Source organism: Acinetobacter sp. 16 (assembly GCF_033439925.1).
GTDB lineage: Bacteria > Pseudomonadota > Gammaproteobacteria > Pseudomonadales > Moraxellaceae > Acinetobacter > Acinetobacter junii.
Genome location: NZ_CP137746.1, coordinates 2,875,546 through 2,892,679, shown reverse-complemented (window position 1 = coordinate 2,892,679; position 17,134 = coordinate 2,875,546). Strand labels below are relative to the sequence as shown.

The 17,134-nt window shown below is 39.6% G+C and carries 16 protein-coding genes and 1 rRNA gene; 12 read left to right on the top strand and 5 right to left on the bottom strand.

The window, feature by feature from the left end; translation table 11 throughout:
- Nucleotides 1-127: 127 nt before the first annotated feature.
- From rrf to R2H34_RS17970, 3 genes are all read left to right on the top strand, one after another.
- A 5S ribosomal RNA gene (gene rrf / locus R2H34_RS13985) occupies nucleotides 128-242 on the top strand.
- Between the two features lie 132 nt (nucleotides 243-374).
- Nucleotides 375-953: a transposase gene (locus R2H34_RS13980; RefSeq protein ID WP_087541044.1), complete on the top strand. Its 579-nt coding sequence runs from the start codon at nucleotides 375-377 to the stop codon at nucleotides 951-953.
- Nucleotides 954-995: 42 nt separating this feature from the next.
- Nucleotides 996-1,385, top strand: coding sequence for a hypothetical protein (locus R2H34_RS17970; protein ID WP_004909079.1), 390 nt, complete (start codon nucleotides 996-998; stop codon nucleotides 1,383-1,385).
- Nucleotides 1,386-1,438: 53 nt separating this feature from the next.
- On the opposite strand, the gene R2H34_RS13975 is transcribed toward R2H34_RS17970, so the two are convergent.
- Complete coding sequence (locus tag R2H34_RS13975) at nucleotides 1,439-2,473, bottom strand: transposase (protein ID WP_318342312.1); 1,035 nt, start codon at nucleotides 2,471-2,473, stop codon at nucleotides 1,439-1,441.
- 339 nt (nucleotides 2,474-2,812) lie between these two features.
- On the opposite strand from R2H34_RS13975, the gene R2H34_RS13970 reads away from it, so the two are divergent.
- The 3 genes from R2H34_RS13970 (at nucleotide 2,813) to R2H34_RS13960 (ending at nucleotide 5,896) form a co-directional block, all read left to right on the top strand.
- Nucleotides 2,813-3,298, top strand: coding sequence for a DUF4256 domain-containing protein (locus R2H34_RS13970; RefSeq protein WP_410487169.1), 486 nt, complete (start codon nucleotides 2,813-2,815; stop codon nucleotides 3,296-3,298).
- Nucleotides 3,299-3,466: 168 nt separating this feature from the next.
- Nucleotides 3,467-4,630 carry an acyl-CoA dehydrogenase family protein gene (locus tag R2H34_RS13965; RefSeq protein WP_004909075.1) on the top strand — a complete coding sequence of 388 codons (1,164 nt, stop codon included), beginning with the start codon at nucleotides 3,467-3,469 and terminating at the stop codon, nucleotides 4,628-4,630.
- A gap of 93 nt (nucleotides 4,631-4,723) precedes the next feature.
- Entirely contained in the window at nucleotides 4,724-5,896 is a 1,173-nt protein-coding gene (locus R2H34_RS13960) for an acyl-CoA dehydrogenase family protein (protein ID WP_004909073.1), read from the top strand.
- Nucleotides 5,897-5,939: 43 nt separating this feature from the next.
- On the opposite strand, the gene R2H34_RS13955 is transcribed toward R2H34_RS13960, so the two are convergent.
- Both R2H34_RS13955 and R2H34_RS13950 read right to left on the bottom strand, forming a co-directional pair.
- Nucleotides 5,940-6,437, bottom strand: a complete 498-nt coding sequence (locus R2H34_RS13955) for a GNAT family N-acetyltransferase (protein WP_004909071.1) — start codon at nucleotides 6,435-6,437, stop codon at nucleotides 5,940-5,942.
- A complete protein-coding gene (locus R2H34_RS13950) occupies nucleotides 6,434-7,033 on the bottom strand; it encodes a TetR/AcrR family transcriptional regulator (protein ID WP_004909069.1) in 600 nt (199 codons plus the stop codon). The genes R2H34_RS13955 and R2H34_RS13950 overlap by 4 nt, the downstream gene beginning before the upstream one ends.
- Nucleotides 7,034-7,224: 191 nt before the next feature.
- Here R2H34_RS13950 and R2H34_RS13945 point away from each other — a divergent pair, with 191 nt between their 5' ends.
- From R2H34_RS13945 to R2H34_RS13920, 6 genes are all read left to right on the top strand, one after another.
- Complete coding sequence (locus tag R2H34_RS13945; RefSeq protein ID WP_087539360.1) at nucleotides 7,225-9,030, top strand: acyclic terpene utilization AtuA family protein; 1,806 nt, start codon at nucleotides 7,225-7,227, stop codon at nucleotides 9,028-9,030.
- Nucleotides 9,031-9,048: 18 nt separating this feature from the next.
- Nucleotides 9,049-9,927, top strand: coding sequence for an SDR family oxidoreductase (locus tag R2H34_RS13940; RefSeq protein WP_087539362.1), 879 nt, complete (start codon nucleotides 9,049-9,051; stop codon nucleotides 9,925-9,927).
- 5 nt (nucleotides 9,928-9,932) lie between these two features.
- Nucleotides 9,933-11,546 carry an acyl-CoA carboxylase subunit beta gene (locus R2H34_RS13935; protein WP_087539364.1) on the top strand — a complete coding sequence of 538 codons (1,614 nt, stop codon included), beginning with the start codon at nucleotides 9,933-9,935 and terminating at the stop codon, nucleotides 11,544-11,546.
- A 90-nt stretch (nucleotides 11,547-11,636) separates the two neighbouring features.
- On the top strand, nucleotides 11,637-12,794 hold the full coding sequence (locus R2H34_RS13930) for an acyl-CoA dehydrogenase family protein (RefSeq protein ID WP_087539366.1): 1,158 nt from the start codon (nucleotides 11,637-11,639) through the stop codon (nucleotides 12,792-12,794).
- A gap of 14 nt (nucleotides 12,795-12,808) precedes the next feature.
- On the top strand, nucleotides 12,809-13,642 hold the full coding sequence (locus R2H34_RS13925) for an enoyl-CoA hydratase/isomerase family protein (protein ID WP_087539368.1): 834 nt from the start codon (nucleotides 12,809-12,811) through the stop codon (nucleotides 13,640-13,642).
- On the top strand, nucleotides 13,642-15,600 hold the full coding sequence (locus R2H34_RS13920; RefSeq protein ID WP_087539445.1) for an acetyl/propionyl/methylcrotonyl-CoA carboxylase subunit alpha: 1,959 nt from the start codon (nucleotides 13,642-13,644) through the stop codon (nucleotides 15,598-15,600). The genes R2H34_RS13925 and R2H34_RS13920 overlap by 1 nt, the downstream gene beginning before the upstream one ends.
- Before the next feature lie 29 nt (nucleotides 15,601-15,629).
- On the opposite strand, the gene R2H34_RS13915 is transcribed toward R2H34_RS13920, so the two are convergent.
- Nucleotides 15,630-16,097: a hypothetical protein gene (locus tag R2H34_RS13915; protein WP_075696798.1), complete on the bottom strand. Its 468-nt coding sequence runs from the start codon at nucleotides 16,095-16,097 to the stop codon at nucleotides 15,630-15,632.
- A gap of 111 nt (nucleotides 16,098-16,208) precedes the next feature.
- The gene (locus R2H34_RS13910) at nucleotides 16,209-17,129 is read right to left on the bottom strand and encodes a lipase secretion chaperone (RefSeq protein ID WP_075696797.1); all 921 of its coding nucleotides are present in this window, start codon (nucleotides 17,127-17,129) and stop codon (nucleotides 16,209-16,211) included.
- Nucleotides 17,130-17,134 lie beyond the last annotated feature (5 nt).

Sequence of the window (17,134 nt, the reverse complement as noted above, 5' to 3'; positions counted from 1 at the left end):
TTGATTTAGTGTACAAACTAGTTACAATACAGACCAATTATCTAATCCGTTAATAACTCTTTGGATCGTAAGTAAGGCAAACATTATTAATTAATGTGAATAAGACCCGAAAACACCACAACAGTTTGCTGGCGACAATAGCAAGAGTGAACCACCTGATCCCTTCCCGAACTCAGAAGTGAAACCTCTTCGCGCTGATGGTAGTGTGGCGTTTGCCATGTGAGAGTAAGTCATCGCCAGCTTTTAATTCTAAAACACCCCCTCCGCATACGCAGAGGGGGTGTTTTTTATTGAAAAAAAGAAAATAGAATTTATGCTAATATCCTAGGTGCTTAGGAAGTTAAGCATATCAAAAAGTATGGTAACTTCCTTATATGAAAGCAAAAAATAGATACTATTCCCGTTCAAGAATCACAGAGGCAAAATTCAGACAGATCATTCGCTTTTTTGCCATGGATTTAACTGCTTCAGATACAGCTAAACTCACCAATATTTCTGTACGTTCCATCAATACAATTTACATCAGGTTGCGTAAAAAGATTGCGGCTCAATGTGAGGAAATATCTCCTTTCAACGGTATCGTTGAACTTGATGAATCCTACTTTGGTGCTCGTCGTATTCGAGGAAAACGTGGACGTGGTGCATCAGGAAAAACCATTGTATTTGGACTACTCAAAAGAGATGGATGGAGAGGCTATGATGGTTTAGTTGATATTGGTTTTGACAAACATTTAAGAGTGAATCATGGGGACAACGAATTTGCATGCGGGGAGCGTCATATTAACGGCATAGAATCATTCTGGGGATATGCTAAAAAGCGACTCGTCAAGTTTAATGGAATTGACAAAAAGATGTTTTATTTGCATCTTAAAGAAACGGAGTATCGCTTCAATCATCGGAACGGTAATTTATATCTCGATTTGCTTAAATTACTCCGTAACAATCCTCTTTAACTTCCTAAGCCCCTATCCTAATAAAGACTTAGACTATTTATAATGATGATTCAAAAGAATATTTTATGGGTAGATTGTTGTGCGGCTGTTTTAGCCGGTTTAATAGTTTTGCTTGCAGCACAATGGTTGAGTCAAATTTATCATTTACCAAAAAACATTATCATTTTCATTGGTTGTACCAACTTATTGTATGCATGTTATTCATTTATATTAGCAAATTATAGAAGGCGATCAGCTACTCTCATCAATATTCTTGTGATAGCAAATGGATTTTGGTGCATTATTTGTTTGATTCTAATATGTTGGTTTTGGCATGAAATGACGACATTGGGAATTATGCATATTTGCGGAGAAGCAATTTTTGTCGCTACTTTGGCTAAATTCGAGTATCTCTGGAGAAATAGGCTAATAGTTAGTAACTTTATTTCGTAGTTAATATTAAATCTAAGAACTATAAAAATAATTAAGCTAGGACTTACGCACTATTATTTATAGATTCTCTGTGGTAGCAGATGATTTTTATCGAGAATAAAGTCATCAATGAAGTTTTTGATCATTGGTCTAAATAATTTCTTCTGCCAACGATATACATTTTCAAAGATCCGCTCAAACTGGTTCTTTTGTATCTCCACGTAGGCCATCAAGGCTGAAAAAATATGATTCAAAATCAGTTTAGACCGTCTTACTTGAAACTTTTCAATATGACAAACCTGTTTAATCACTCGGTGATATTGTTCTATTTTCCAATGACTTGAATGTAATTCATGAAAACCCTCAAAGGACAATAAATCATCTTCATCTTGATACACAATATAAAACCTCTGCTGTTCTTTTAACTGAGTCTTAAATAATTGTACAAAGCCAAAATCTTTGAGCCAGACCACTTGACCCTGATGGAAATTCGGCAATAAACGCAGTTGAAACCATTGTCCTTTTTCTGGGGAAACCTTACGGTTACAGTCGATACCAAACATAAATCGAATACCATGTTTTCTTATGGTTTTTAGATTTCCAGTCGATGAATACCAACTATCACCTGTAATAAATTGAATCTTTGCACCCCAACTGAGTACTTCACTTAACATATCCATAAAGTAATCATTCTTGGTTTTACCCTCAGATTTGTCATAAATTCGGAAATTAATTGGAATATTTTGACCATTCTGATCTGTCGCATACAAGGTAATGAGATTAATCCCCTTGACGGATCGGTGGTGTTTGCCTGACCAAAAATAGCTAACTAAGTCCATATGCTGACTATATGGTTTATCTAAAACAGTATCATCAATACTGACTATAAGTTTGTTATTATCTTTATCAATATGTTGAATTGATTCTTGATATAGGTCGTGAGGTGTGTAATCTTCACGCTCTAGAAAGCGATTTACACTATCATGCGAGATATTATAAGTCTCGGCAAGTTGTGTGCAGCTAATAGAGTTCGGTTCTGTCATGAGAAAGCCCATATAAATGGGTAGAGTACAAGTTGCTGTAGAAGCATGTTTAATTCGTCTGATCACAGATACTTTATAAAGTATTTTAGTACTTTTTTGAATCCGTCAATGCGTAAGTCCTATAAGCTTAAATAAATCAAAAATATATCTAAAAATTCTGAACTCAAATTTCTATAATAGCTAAAAAGTCAGGTGTATTTTTTGTTCTATTTTTAATCTAAATATTTATAAAATGGATCATTTAAGTGAAAATTTGATTAGGTGGTTATTCTAGTTTTCATCATTTACTATAGATATAAATAATAGATTATTGATAAAGTGGAGTGTAAATATAATGGAAAAAAATTGGATGAAAGACAAAAGAATGTTTTATTGGATAAATTAAAAATTCGTTTTGAAAACAACATGCATCGACATTTGAACTTAAGTTGGTATCAGGTTGAGGAAAGATTAAAACAAGTACCAAATAAATTATGGTCATTGCATCAAATGGAAGAAATAGGTGGAGAACCTGACGTAGTATCAATAGATTCAGACTCATCTGAGATCATATTTTATGATTGTTCATTAGAATCACCCAAAGGTCGCAGAAGTCTTTGCTACGATCGAGAGGCACTAAATTCACGGAAAGAACACAAACCAATTAGCAATGCTGTTGATGAAGTAGAAGTGATGGGAGTTGAATTACTGACAGAAGAGCAATATAAGCAATTACAGTCTATTGAGCATTGTGATTTAAAGACGTCGAGTTGGGTGAAAACGCCAGATGATATTCGGGTGAAAGGAGGAGCTATTTTCTGTGATTGTCGTTATGGACGAGTTTTCACTTATCACAATGGTGCTCAATCTTATTATTTAACTCGAGGATTTCGTAGTTTGTTAAAAATCTAAGTTCCATTGGGATAAATGATTCCTTGTAGGAAGTTAAAGTAAACGAACCAATTGAATATTTTTTTAATCTTAAATTTTGCCAAGCGCTTGCTTGGTTTTTGTGGTTTTGATACCTTAGTGCTCACTAAATATTCGAAAACAATGACCAATAATCGTCAGGAAGTAAGCATGCAACTTAATCCCATATATTATACTGAGCAACATTTAGCATTTGCTGAGAGTGTTAGGCGCTTTACTGAAAAAGAGATTAGCCCTTTTATTAATGAATGGGATGAAGCAGAAACCTTTCCTCGAGAGCTTTATAAAAAAGCAGCCGATATTGGCTTGCTCGGCGTTGGCTTTGATGAAAATTATGGAGGTATTGCGGGGACGGATGCATTCTATACTCTACTTGCTTCAGTCGAGCTAGCGAAATGTGCATCAGGTGGTTTGGCTGCATCTTTGCTTTCACATACGATCGGTACACCACCAATTCAACATTTTGCTCAAGAAGAAGTAAAAGTTGAAGTATTACCAAAAATTTTATCGGGAGAGAAAATTTCTGCATTGGCAATTACTGAACCGAGTGGTGGTTCAGATGTTGCGGCTTTAAAAACTAAAGCGGTGCGAGATGGTGATGATTATATTGTCAGTGGTGAAAAGACCTTTATTACATCAGGTATTCGTGCAGATTATTATTCTGTTGCGGTGAGAACTGATCCCGATGCGAAGGGTGCTAATGGTATTTCAATGTTGCTGATTGATGCACATAGTGAAGGCATTACAAAATCAAAACTAGATAAAATGGGTTGGTGGGCATCGGATACAGCTCATTTGCATTTTGATAATGTGCGCGTGCCAGCTAAAAATTTACTCGGCGCAGAAAATATGGGCTTCTTCGTCATCATGAACAACTTCAACATGGAGCGTTTTTTTCTTGCTGCCAGTAGCTATGGTTATGCATTGGTTTGTTATGAAGAAGCTTTGGATTGGGCCCAACAGCGTCAGACTTTTGGTAAACGCTTAATTGATCATCAAGTCGTTCGTCACAAGTTGGTGGATATGGCGACACGTTTAACTTCAACTCGCGCATTATTGGAAGATACAGCCTACCGTTTAGGAAAACCTGAATTACAGGGAAATGAACTGATTGCGCAAATTTGTATGCTTAAGAATGTTGCAACACAAACTATGCAATTCTGTGCTGATGCTGCGGTACAGACATTAGGCGGTATGGGCTTTATGTGTGGCACGAAATCCGAACGTATTTATCGTGAAGTGAAAGTTAACATGATTGGTGGTGGGGCAGAGGAAATCATGAAAGATCTTGCTAGCCGTCAACTGGGCTATTAATACAAATTTTAAAGGCTTTAAATCAAGAGGAAGTTGGTTTAAAGCCTGATCCGCATAACAAGAATGAGTTAAATAATAATTTAGGAAAAAGGCATGGATGGTTTATCACTTAACCCAATTTATTACACATCTGAACATCTAGCTTTTGCAGATAGTGTTAAACACTTTGTTGAAAAAGAAATTTCACCCTATGTAAATGAATGGGATGAAGCAGGCACTTTTCCGCGAGAACTTTATCAAAAAGCTGCTAGCATTGGTTTACTTGGTTTAGGTTTCGATGCAGAACATGGTGGAATTCCTGACGCTGATGCATTTCATGTATTGCTTGCTGCAATTGAGATGGCAAAAGCAGCATCGGGTGGGGTTCATATTTCATTGATGATTCATAGCATTGGTACTCCACCGATTCATCACTTTGCACGTCCTGAGATTCGTGATGAAGTTATGCCGCAAATTATTGCAGGTGAAAAAATTTCAGCCCTAGCGATTACTGAACCGAGTGGTGGTTCCGACGTTGCCGCTTTAAAAACAAAAGCGGTTCGTGACGGGGATTATTATATTGTGAGCGGAGAGAAAACCTTTATTACTTCAGGTATTCGAGCTGATTATTATACGGTTGCAGTACGTACAGATCCGAATGGACAAGGTCCAAAAGGGATCTCGATGCTTTTGATGGATGCGCATAGCGAAGGGATTACAAAATCACCTTTAAAAAAGATGGGATGGTGGGCTTCTGACACAGCACACCTACATTTTGATGAAGTGAGGGTACCAGTAAGTCATTTGCTCGGTCAGGAAAATGCTGGTTTTAAAGTAATTATGAATAACTTTAATATGGAGCGTTTTTGGCTAGGAGCTATAGCCTATGGTTATGCATTGGTTTGCTATGAAGAAGCTTTGGAATGGGCACAACAACGTAAAACCTTTGGTAAGCGCTTAATTGATCATCAAGTGGTACGTCATAAACTTGTCGATATGGCTACGCAACTTACAGCTACTCGTGCTTTGTTGGAAGATACTGCATATCGTATGGGAAAAAAAGAACTGCAAGGTAGTGAGCTCATTGCACAGATATCAATGCTTAAGAACGTTGCTACTCGTACGATGAAATTCTGTGCTGATGCTGCGGTACAGACCTTGGGTGGTATGGGATTTATGCGAGGTATGAAATCAGAACGTATTTATCGTGAAGTGAAAGTGAATATGATTGGTGGTGGTGCGGAAGAAATTATGAAGGATTTGATTAGTAAGCAGTTGAAATATTAATTGGTAAAAAAGGGGGTGATCACTAATTCATCCCCTTTTAAAATTATGTGGATTCAATCCACTCATGATTTAAAATCGCCCAACGCTCATGATCTTTCCATTCTTTACCACCAACGCGTAAATATTGGCGTGAAAACCCTTCTTTAACAAAGCCTGCTCCTGCCACAAGGTGAATGGAGCGAGAATTTTCAGGTTGGATATTCGCTTCTAATCGATGCAAGTTCAGTGTTTGAAAAGCTTCTTGTAAAATAAGTTGAAGCCCATGTCGCATATATCCAAGACCTACATATGGATAAAAGGCTTCATAGCCTATATAAGCAGAATGAAAGTGACCTCGAATGATATTCGATATATTAAAGGTTCCTACAATTGTATGGTTTTCAGTTAAACAGACAAAATAACGATATTCTTGCTGTAGGTATTGTTCAAAATCTGTAGGAGGATATGTCCATGGTTGATGTAGATGAACACTATTTTGGTAGGCTTTTTTGATTTCAGCTAAATCACTGAGTTGAGGCTTACGTAAATAGATCTGACTCATTTCAAAGCCATTTCCCAGACCATTTCCGTCAATTCATCAATTTTAACTTTACCTTCAGGTCTGTACCATGTGACTGTCCAAGAAATAGAACCACCGACTAAACGTCGCCAAATAAATGCATCATGTTTGACTTTGCCTTGAGCACGTAATTTTTCAATCACATCAAGCCAGATTTGCTCATATTCATTACGCATTTTCAAAAGATAGTCTTGTTTTTCTTTAGAAAGAGCAAACCATTCATGAACCAACACTGCCATAGCCGCACCAGTATCACCAGTAATTGAGATCAGCTCAGCTCTGATTAAATCACGCAATTGTTGTTCAGGATCATTTGAGCGTTCAGCTGCTTCTTTAAGCCGTGCAAAGTTATAAATAATGGTTTGTTCCATCACAGTAGCAAGAATGTCATCTTTACTTTTAAAGTGATGAAAGAGACTACCTGATTGAATACCAATAAATTCACCAAGTTGGCGAACCGTGGTTTTATCATAGCCTTGCTTATAAAACAGATAGGCGGCACCTAAGAGCAAACGTCCACGTGGGCTATCGTCAAAACATACGATTTTTGGTATTTGCTCAATTGAAGTTGCGATCATGCCTGTCCGTCTATCCCGTTTAATCAAAGTGTATTGTAGCAAAATTCATTTCATGAATTGTCTTATCTTTTTATAACAAGCATTTGCTTGAATTTGTCTGTTTTTGCTAATACAGCATATCATTCTGCACTTTACAAACCAAGCACTTGCTTGGTAATGTTGTGTTGTTTTTAATAATAATGAGAAAGCTCATGACAAGCGTCAAGCAGGATGACCAAAAGTTAGTAAAAATTGGATGTGCTTCTGGGTTTTGGGGCGATACCAATACAGCTGCTTTTCAGTTGGTGCATTTGAGTGATATTGATTATCTGGTCTTTGATTATCTATCTGAAATTACTATGTCAATCATGGCTAAAGCAATGATGACTGATCCTAATCATGGTTATGCATTGGATTTTGTTAGTCGTGTGATGTCTCCATTGATCAATAAAATTGCTGAAAAGAAAATCAAAGTAATCAGTAATGCAGGTGGGGTAAATCCCTTAGCTTGTCGTGATGCTTTACAAAAAATCATCGATGAAAAAGGCTTAGATTTAAAAGTAGCTGTGGTACTTGGTGACGATGTATTGCCAAAGCACACTGAACTACAGCAAAAAAATATCAAAGAAATGTTTAATGGTGAGCCTTTGCCTGCACATGTGGCGAGCAGTAATGCCTATTTAGGTGCTGTTGCTATTCGTGACGCTTTAGATTTGGGCGCGGATATTGTGATTACAGGTCGTGTTGTTGATTCGGCTGTGGTACTTGCACCGTTGTTGCATGAATACAAATGGTCATTGGATGACTATGACAAACTTGCACAAGGTTCATTGGCTGGGCATGTAATTGAATGTGGTGCTCAATGTACAGGCGGTAATTTTACCGATTGGCGTTTGGTACAAGGCTTTGACAACATGGGCTTTCCAATTGTAGAAGTCAGTGCAGATTCCTCTTTTGTTGTGACTAAACCACAAGGTACAGGTGGTTTAGTGTCGACTGCAACGGTCGCAGAGCAAATCGTTTATGAAATAGGTAATCCACAAGCCTATTTACTTCCTGATGTGACAGCTGATTTTAGCCAAGTCCATTTAGAACAAGTGGGTGATGATCGAGTTAAAGTCACAGGTGCAACAGGTCGAGCACCAACTCAACAATATAAAGTGAGTGCCACTTATGCTGATGGTTATCGTGTTTTAGTCAGTTTCTTAATCACAGGCCGCGAAGCGCCTGAGAAAGCACAAACCATTGCCAATGCCATTATCAATAAATGTGAGCGTGTATTGGCTTTACGTTCTGTTCCTCCATTCACAGAAAAATCGATCGAAATTTTAGGTATTGAAAGCACCTATGGGGCACATGCACGCATTAAAGAAAGCCGTGAAGTCGTGGTCAAAATTGCAGTCAAACATATGTTTAAAGAAGCATGTATGTTCTTCGCTTCGGAAATCGCACAAGCTTCTACAGGTATGGCACCTGCATTAGCGGGCATTGTCGGTGGTCGTCCTAAAGCTTCTGCAGTCGTGAAATTGTTCTCTTTCCTGATTGATAAAGATCAAATCAAGGTTGAAGTTGATTTTGCTGGTCAGCGACATCCTGTTGAGATTCCTACTGGCTCAGCTACACAGAATTTCGCTCCCCATCCAACTGGTGAAGTCGCAACTTATCAAGGCGATGAAATCGAAGTGCCTTTGATTGAGATTGCTCATGCTCGTAGTGGAGATAAAGGTAACCATAGCAATATTGGTGTGATTGCGCGTAAAGCAGAATATTTGCCGTGGATTCGAGCGGCGCTCACTGAAGCAAATGTTTCAGACTATATGCTGCATGTTTTAGATCCAGAAAAGTCAAAGGTCATTCGTTATGAATTACCTGCGATGAATGCACTGAATTTTATTTTGGAAAATGCCTTAGGTGGCGGTGGGATCGCAAGTTTACGCATTGATCCCCAAGGTAAGGCTTTTGCACAGCAATTGTTAGATATGCCAGTCAAAGTACCAGCGAAATTGTTAGAAAAATAAGTAAGGGATGTAAATCAAATGGGTTATCAATCAATTTTCAGAGCAGATGCATTTGACGACAAAGTGATTATCGTCACAGGTGGTGGCTCAGGTATTGGACGCTGTACAGCACATGAGCTGGCATCTCTAGGTGCTCAAGTTGTGATTACAGGTCGAAAAATTGAAAAGTTAGAAAAAACTGCAGCAGAAATTAGCGAAGATGGTGGAAAAGTCCATTTTATCGTTTGTGATAACCGTGATGAAGAACAAGTCAAAAGCATGATTGCTGAAGTCATTGAAAAATTTGGCAAGCTCGATGGTTTAGTGAATAACGCAGGTGGGCAATTTCCTTCGGCATTGGAAAATATTTCTGCTAATGGCTTTGATGCTGTGGTTCGCAATAACTTGCATTCTACATTCTATTTAATGCGTGAAGCCTATAACCAATGGATGGCTAAACATGGGGGCAGCATCGTCAACATGACTGCAGATATGTGGGGCGGTATGCCAGGTATGGGACATTCAGGTGCAGCACGCTCAGGTGTGGATAACCTGACTAAAACGGCTTCAGTAGAATGGGGTAAATCGGGTGTGCGCATCAATGCAGTTGCGCCAGGATGGATTATTTCATCAGGTATGGACAACTACAGTGGTGACTTTGCCAAAGTGATCATTCCAAGTTTGGCAGGTAATGTTCCGTTAAAACGTATGGGTACAGAATCTGAAATTTCTTCAGCAATTTGTTATTTGCTTTCTGATGCAGCGGCTTTTGTTTCAGGGGTAACTTTACGTATTGATGGTGCTGCATCTCAAGGAACACGCATGTATCCATTGGCAGATGCAACTAATAGCCAGTCTTTTAATGGTTTCCATCGTGCTTTTATTCCAGAAATTTTTAAAGACAAAGCTGGAGAATAAGAAGAATGACCATTCTCCAATCTGAAATTGCAGTCGGTAGTGAGCAATATCAACAAAACCGTGAAGCTTTGTTGAATCAAATTGCGGAAGTACGTGCAGTACAGCAAAAGAGTATTGATAAATCTTATGCGGCTAAACCAAAGTTTGATAAGAAAGGTAAAATTTTGCCGCACGAACGTGTGCGCTTACTATTGGATGCGGATTCACCTTTTGTCGAGTTATGTGGTCTAGTTGGCTACAACATGCATGATGATAAAGATGGCTCAGAAGCAGGTGGTGGGATTATTGCGGGTTTGGGTTTTGTTAGTGGGGTACGCTGCCTAGTCTCTGCTAGCAATAGTGCGATCAAAGGTGGCACTATGTCACCGATGGGTGTACAGAAAACCTTACGTTTACAGAAAATCGCACTTGAACAAAAACTACCGATTGTTACTTTAACAGAAAGTGGTGGGGCAAATCTTAATTATGCTGCCGAAGTATTTACCTATGGCGGTATGACCTTTGCCAATCAAGCACGGATGTCTGCGGCAGGGATTCCACAAATTTCTGTGGTACATGGTAATGCTACAGCAGGTGGAGCATATCAACCTGGTCTGTCTGACTATGTGATTGCGGTCCGTAAGCAAACAGAAATGTTATTGGCTGGTCCCCCATTATTGTTAGCAGCAACAGGTGAGGTGGCAACGGCTGAGGAACTCGGTGGTGCTGAAATGCATACACAGGTTTCTGGTGTAGCTGAATATTTAGCTGAAAATGATGCTGATGGAATTCGACTTGCTCGTGAGATTTTAGAGCATTTGAATTGGAAGGAACAAACCACTAGTCTAAATCAAAACTACAAAGAACCGCGTTTCGCACCTGAAGAATTACTTGGCATCATTCCAAAAGATCCAAAGCAACCTTTTGATATGAAAGAGGTTGTAGCTCGTATTGTTGATGATTCAGATTTCCTTGAGTTTAAACATGAATACGATGCTTTAACCGTATGTGGTTGGGCGAAAATGGGTGGCGTACATATTGGCATTATTACCAACAATGGACCTATCACACCACAAGGTGCGGTCAAAGCAGCACAATTTATTCATCTGTGTGAGCAGACCAAACGACCACTTTTATTCCTGCATAACACTACAGGTTTTATGGTGGGAACAGATGCTGAACAGAACGGCATCATTAAGCATGGTTCGAAATTAATCCAAGCAGTTGCGAATGCGACTGTACCGAAAATCTCGATTATTGTGGCTGGTTCCTACGGTGCAGGCAACTATGCGATGTGTGGGCGTAGTCTCTCTCCAAGTTTTATCTTTGCATGGCCAAATTCACATGTTGCGGTAATGGGGGCAGCACAAGCAGGGAAAGTGTTGCGTATCGTCGCAGAAGGTAAACAGAAAGCTTCTGGAATGGAACCGAATCCGCAAATGTTGGATTTCCTAGAGCAAAGCACTGCGATGAAATTAGAACAACAATCGACTGCTTTGTTTAATACAGCAATGTTACATGACGATGGCATTATCGATCCAAGAGATACGCGTAAAGTCCTGATCTTCTTGCTACAAACCATTTATGAAGCACAACAACGTGAACTTAATCCAACACGTTTTGGTGTATCGAGATTTTAAAAATCCCTCCCGACCTCCCTTTAAAAAAGGGAGGAGTTCCCCTCTTTATTAAAGAGGGGTTAGGGGAGATTAAATTTAAGGAAAAAAATAATGAAATTTACCGCAGAGCATGAAGCATTACGTCGTACCGCACGTCAGTTTGTAGAAAACGAACTAAATCCACTTATTCCAGAATGGGAAGCAGCGGGACGCTTTCCGATTCATGACGTGTTTAAGAAAATGGCAGATTTAGGTTTGCTGGGTATTTGTAAGCCAGAAGAAAATGGCGGTCTGGGTTTAGATTATTCCTATAACCTTGTGGTCGCTGAAGAATTAGGACGTGCTGCATGTGGTGGTGTGCCACTGGCGATTGGAGTGCAAACCGATATGGCGACACCTGCACTTGCTCGTTTTGGTAGCAAAGAATTAAGAGAAGAATTTTTGAATCCTGCGATTCGTGGTGAATATGTGGCATCAATTGCAGTATCAGAAGTGCATGCAGGTTCAGACGTAGCAGCAATCAAAACCACTGCGAAAAAAGATGGTGATGATTATGTGATTAATGGCAGCAAAATGTGGATCACCAATTCATTGCAAGCTGATTTCTTCTGTTTACTTGCCAATACTTCAGATGACAAACCTCATGTCAATAAATCCATGATTATTGTGCCTGCGAAGACTGCGGGTATCAGTTTTTCAGAGCCACTGAATAAATTAGGTATGCGTTCAACAACAACTGCTCAAGTCTATTTTGATAATGTTCGAGTACCACAACGTTATTTAGTTGGTGCTGAAGGCATGGGCTTCATGATGCAAATGATGCAGTTCCAAGAAGAACGTATGTGGGCATGTGCCAATGCAGTAGGCGGTTTAGAAAAAGTCATTCAACAAACGATTGATTACGCTAAAGAACGTACTACTTTTGGTCAGCCCTTGATTAATAACCAATATGTACATTTCCGCTTCGCCGAGTTAATGACTGAAGTTGAAGCATTAAAGGCGCTGACTTATCAAGCTTGTGAACAGCATATTGCTGGGGAAAATGTCACGATGTTAGCTTCAATGGCAAAACTCAAATCAGGGCGTCTCACTCGTGAAGTCGCTGATACTTGTCTGCAGTATTGGGGCGGCAATGGCTTTATGTGGGATAACCCTGCTTCTCAACTTTATCGTGATGGTCGCCTTGGTTCAATTGGTGGTGGAGCCGATGAAATTATGCTCGGGATTATTTGCAAGTTGATGGATATTCTGCCGAAGAAACAGAAATAAGGCAGGGGAAGATCATGACGCTTTCAACTTCTCTAACTGATTTACAAGTGGATGAAAGTCTCCAACTTGAACAACAGGGCAGTATTTTAACGATGTGGCTTAATCGACCTGAAAGTCGCAATGCCATGAGTCTCAATATGGTCAATGTGATTCAACAGGTCTTTACCCAAATAGCAGATGATGTATCGATTCGTGCTGTGATTTTACGTGGTAAAGGCGGACATTTCTGTGCAGGCGGTGACATCAAAGATATGGCAGCACTCCGTGTAGAGGCGGCGAATGTGGGTAGCTTACAGCCTTATGTTGATTTTAACCGTCGTTTCGGTGCCATGATTGAACAAGTTGATCAAGCGCCACAAACCGTGGTTGTGATATTAGAAGGTGCGGTATTAGGTGGAGGTTTTGGCTTGGCCTGTGTTTCTGATGTCGCGATTAGTCGTGACAATGCTCAGTTTGGCTTACCTGAAACAGGCTTAGGTGTTTTGCCAGCGCAAATTGCACCTTTTGTAGTGAAACGCATTGGACTAACTCAAGCGCGTCGTTTGGCATTGTTAGGTTCTCGTTTCAATGGTGAGACTGCTCAGAAGTTAGGTGTAGTACATGATGTAGTGCATGATGAAAATGAGCTTGAGCAGCTACTGAGCGATACAGTTCAACAAATCAAACGTGCTGCACCATTGGCTTCTCGCAATACTAAAGCTTTATTACATCGTACTTTAAATGAACCTTTAGATTCTCTACTCGATGATGCTGCACAGCAATTTGCGCAAGCTGTTGGTGGAGTAGAAGGTCAAGAAGGCACGATGGCATTTATTCAAAAACGTTTACCAACTTGGACTGAGCAATGATGAAATTTTCAAAAGTTTTAGTCGCAAATCGTGGTGAAATCGCAGTTCGAGTGATGCAAACAGCGAAAGCGATGGGCTATCAGACAGTTGCTGTATATTCAGATGCAGATGCCAATGCTCGCCATGTTCAAGTGGCTGATGAAGCTGTATACATTGGTGCATCTAAAGTCTCTGAGTCTTATTTGTCGATCACCAATATTATCGAAGCCTGCAAAAAGACTGGTGCCGATGCTGTTCATCCTGGTTATGGATTTTTATCTGAAAATACCGATTTCGCCCAAGCTTGTAATGATCATGGAATCACTTTTATTGGTCCAAATGCCGCTGCGATTCATTTGATGGGTAGTAAGCGTTTGTCAAAAATTGCCATGATTGAGGCGGGTGTACCTTGTGTACCGGGTTATGAAGGTGATCGACAAGATATCGAATATTTAGCTGAACAAGCAGAAAAAATTGGTTTCCCCTTGATGGTGAAGGCATCTGCTGGTGGTGGTGGGCGTGGTATGCGTTTGGTTCACCAGTCTGCTGATTTACTCGAAGCTTTAAAAACAGCGCGTTCAGAAGCCGAAAATGCATTTGGTTCAGGTGAACTGATTATTGAAAAAGCAGTGATCGCACCCCGTCATGTGGAAATCCAAGTATTTGGTGATACGCATGGCAATTACGTTTATTTATTTGAACGAGATTGTTCAATTCAACGCCGTCATCAGAAAGTAGTCGAAGAAGCACCTTGTCCCGTGATGACACCTGAATTACGTCAGCAAATGGGCGAGGCTGCTGTTGCTGCCGCCAAAGCTTGCGACTATATCGGTGCAGGTACAGTTGAATTCTTACTTGATCAATCAGGTGAGTTTTATTTCCTGGAAATGAATACCCGTTTACAGGTTGAGCATCCAGTAACAGAAATGATCACGGGCCTCGATTTAGTTGAATGGCAACTACGTGTCGCAAATGGTGAAACTTTACCTCTACAGCAGCATGAACTCACTTTAAATGGGCATGCAATTGAAGTGCGTTTATATGCAGAAGATCCACGACAGGATTTCTTGCCTCAAACAGGAAAGGTACTCAGTTGGCAACCTGCAGGCTCTGATGGAATGTTACCAAATGTTCGGATTGATCATGGTATGTTAGAACAGGGTGAAATTAGCCCGTTTTATGATCCAATGGTGGCGAAGATAATTGCTTATGGTAAAACTCGTCAGGATGCGATTCGTCTGTTAGCGCGTGCAGTAGATGATTGTGTGCTATTGGGTGTGAACAGTAATAAACAGTTTTTGGTGAATTTATTACGTCATCCGATTATCGTGGCAGGTGATACCAATACCGCATTTATTCAACAACATTTTCAAGATGATGTTAGCCTACATCAGCAAGCGCCAAGTTTGGAGAACCTTGCGGTTGCTGCAGCATTGTTCACTCAACTGAACCAAGCAAAAGTTTCATGGCAAACAGGTATTTCTGTGCCTTTCCCATTAAAACTAAAATGTGCTGATCAACAGCTATTACTTCATGTCCAAACAGATCATGATCAACTGATCGCTATGCTATGTGATCAGCAAGTCAAGATTAAGATTCTAGCGATTCAAGATACACAGATCATTTATGATGTAGATGGTATACGCCGTAAATTGAGTTATGTACTTGATCAAAATCAGCTTTATTTAGATACAGCGAATGGCAATCTCATCATAGAGAATAGCACTTACGCAGAACCTGAAGCGGTTGAAGTTATCGGTGACGGAAAGATTCGAGCGCCAATGGATGGTGCAATTGTGAATCTATTGGTCAACGCTGGTGATACCGTTACCAAAGGTCAAACTTTATTGATCTTGGAGGCGATGAAAATCCAGCAACAGATTAAATCTGATGTGGATGGTGTTGTTGATGAGCTCATTGGTCAAGTCGGTCAACAAGTGAAAAAACGACAATTGTTATTAAATGTCGCAGTTGCTTAAAGCTTATTAATTAAAAAGCTAGGTTTGACCTAGCTTTTTAATAATTTTTCTACAGTATTGAGTGAGCTTCTCGAATTTCCTTTTAATTCTTGTGTTGCAAACTCTGCCAAAGCTTGTTCATGTGCCAATAAATATTGCAGAAAGGTTTGAGTCTGAACATCAGCGTGTTGATTCATTCTCACAAACGTTTCCATAAACGGTTTGGTGCCCTGTTTTAGTAAATGCATCGCAACTTTCCACGGAAGCTTTGCCATCGCAATCCCTGATGCTTTGGCTTGTAATTTAATATGTGGTCGAATCTTTGCGGTATGACCATTTTGAATCAGAAAATTTTGTAACTTATGTAAAGTTTGAGTTTCTAATTGAGCCAAGACATTCCATTTATATTGTTGTTCAACCGAGCGGGTATGCTTTGCTGCATTCAGAAAAATCAATTCACCTAAGATTTCAGATTCTAGTGCAGTATTTAAGTCATGTTTCAGTTTTGGGTAATTCACTCCATTGATTTCCAAAAAAGAAGTTTTTCGTGAGTTTTACTTTTACCTCAATATAGGTGAAAAAATTAGATGCTGAAATAGTCGCCATTTGTATATCAGATGGCATCACAATTAAGGAAACAGATTCGATCGCAAGCTTTCAAGACGTTGTTGATATTGCCTTTGCCATTCAGTTTCGGAAAGCTGAGACTTAAGCAGTTGCATTTCTTGTTGCAGTTGTTTGAGTGCCTGTTGATATTGATCCACTTTCTGTTGCTGCTGTTGTTCACGTTGTTGCTTAAATTGCAGGTCTAATTGCTCTTGTTGTGTGAGATAGCGTTGTTGTAATTCTTGTTTTAGACGTTGAGTTTCAGCAGTCGGTTGTCTCTCATCAAGTAGCTGAACAGCTTGTTCATAACGAGCGAAATTATCCTCTTGCTTCATTAATCGAGGATATTCTTGTTGAAGCGTTTCTAATGCAGCCAATCGTTGTTCGGGACTCAATTTTGTATTTTGTTTAAGTTCCGCATAAGCAAAACGATAATCCGCATATTCACGTTCTTGTCCAAAACCTAAAGCCGCTTCGTCTTTGCCTAGCATCTGTTCTCTAAGTTTCCAAATTGCATCAAAGCGTTCTTTAGGGGGTAGCGCCGTTGATAATACTGTAGTTTGCATTTGCTGTTCATATTGCGGCATACGCTTCAATAAATTTTGCACAGTTTGAGCGAATTTTTGATCAGGATAGGCATTAAGCGCTTTTGTTAATGCAGCATTGCAGTCATCTAAATGGCAACTGGCTCGGTATTGATTTAAAAACTGGTTAATATTGCCTGGATTTTTTTGCAAAGCCTGTAACTGTGTCTGTAATGATTGTTGCAATATCTCATCCTTACTTATGTTTTGCATATCATTTGAATTAGACACAGTGTGATTGGAGGACTGTTCATTTTTGGTTTGTTGCGTAGCAGCGGAAGAGGTGGTGCTCTTCCAAACTGCAAACGCAATTAAGACCAATAGAACAATAAGGCATGTGATCCATAGTCTTTTATTCATAATAC

Coding starts and splice junctions, on each gene's coding strand:
- R2H34_RS13940 (WP_087539362.1), top strand. CDS start 9,049: ATGGGTTATCAATCAATTTTCAGAGCAGATGCATTTGACGACAAAGTG.
- R2H34_RS13965 (WP_004909075.1), top strand. CDS start 3,467: ATGCAACTTAATCCCATATATTATACTGAGCAACATTTAGCATTTGCT.
- R2H34_RS13970 (WP_410487169.1), top strand. CDS start 2,813: ATGCATCGACATTTGAACTTAAGTTGGTATCAGGTTGAGGAAAGATTA.
- R2H34_RS13955 (WP_004909071.1), bottom strand. CDS start 6,437: ATGAGTCAGATCTATTTACGTAAGCCTCAACTCAGTGATTTAGCTGAA.
- R2H34_RS13920 (WP_087539445.1), top strand. CDS start 13,642: ATGAAATTTTCAAAAGTTTTAGTCGCAAATCGTGGTGAAATCGCAGTT.
- R2H34_RS13925 (WP_087539368.1), top strand. CDS start 12,809: ATGACGCTTTCAACTTCTCTAACTGATTTACAAGTGGATGAAAGTCTC.
- R2H34_RS17970 (WP_004909079.1), top strand. CDS start 996: ATGATGATTCAAAAGAATATTTTATGGGTAGATTGTTGTGCGGCTGTT.
- R2H34_RS13960 (WP_004909073.1), top strand. CDS start 4,724: ATGGATGGTTTATCACTTAACCCAATTTATTACACATCTGAACATCTA.
- R2H34_RS13935 (WP_087539364.1), top strand. CDS start 9,933: ATGACCATTCTCCAATCTGAAATTGCAGTCGGTAGTGAGCAATATCAA.
- R2H34_RS13950 (WP_004909069.1), bottom strand. CDS start 7,033: ATGATCGCAACTTCAATTGAGCAAATACCAAAAATCGTATGTTTTGAC.
- R2H34_RS13910 (WP_075696797.1), bottom strand. CDS start 17,129: ATGAATAAAAGACTATGGATCACATGCCTTATTGTTCTATTGGTCTTA.
- R2H34_RS13945 (WP_087539360.1), top strand. CDS start 7,225: ATGACAAGCGTCAAGCAGGATGACCAAAAGTTAGTAAAAATTGGATGT.
- R2H34_RS13930 (WP_087539366.1), top strand. CDS start 11,637: ATGAAATTTACCGCAGAGCATGAAGCATTACGTCGTACCGCACGTCAG.
- R2H34_RS13980 (WP_087541044.1), top strand. CDS start 375: ATGAAAGCAAAAAATAGATACTATTCCCGTTCAAGAATCACAGAGGCA.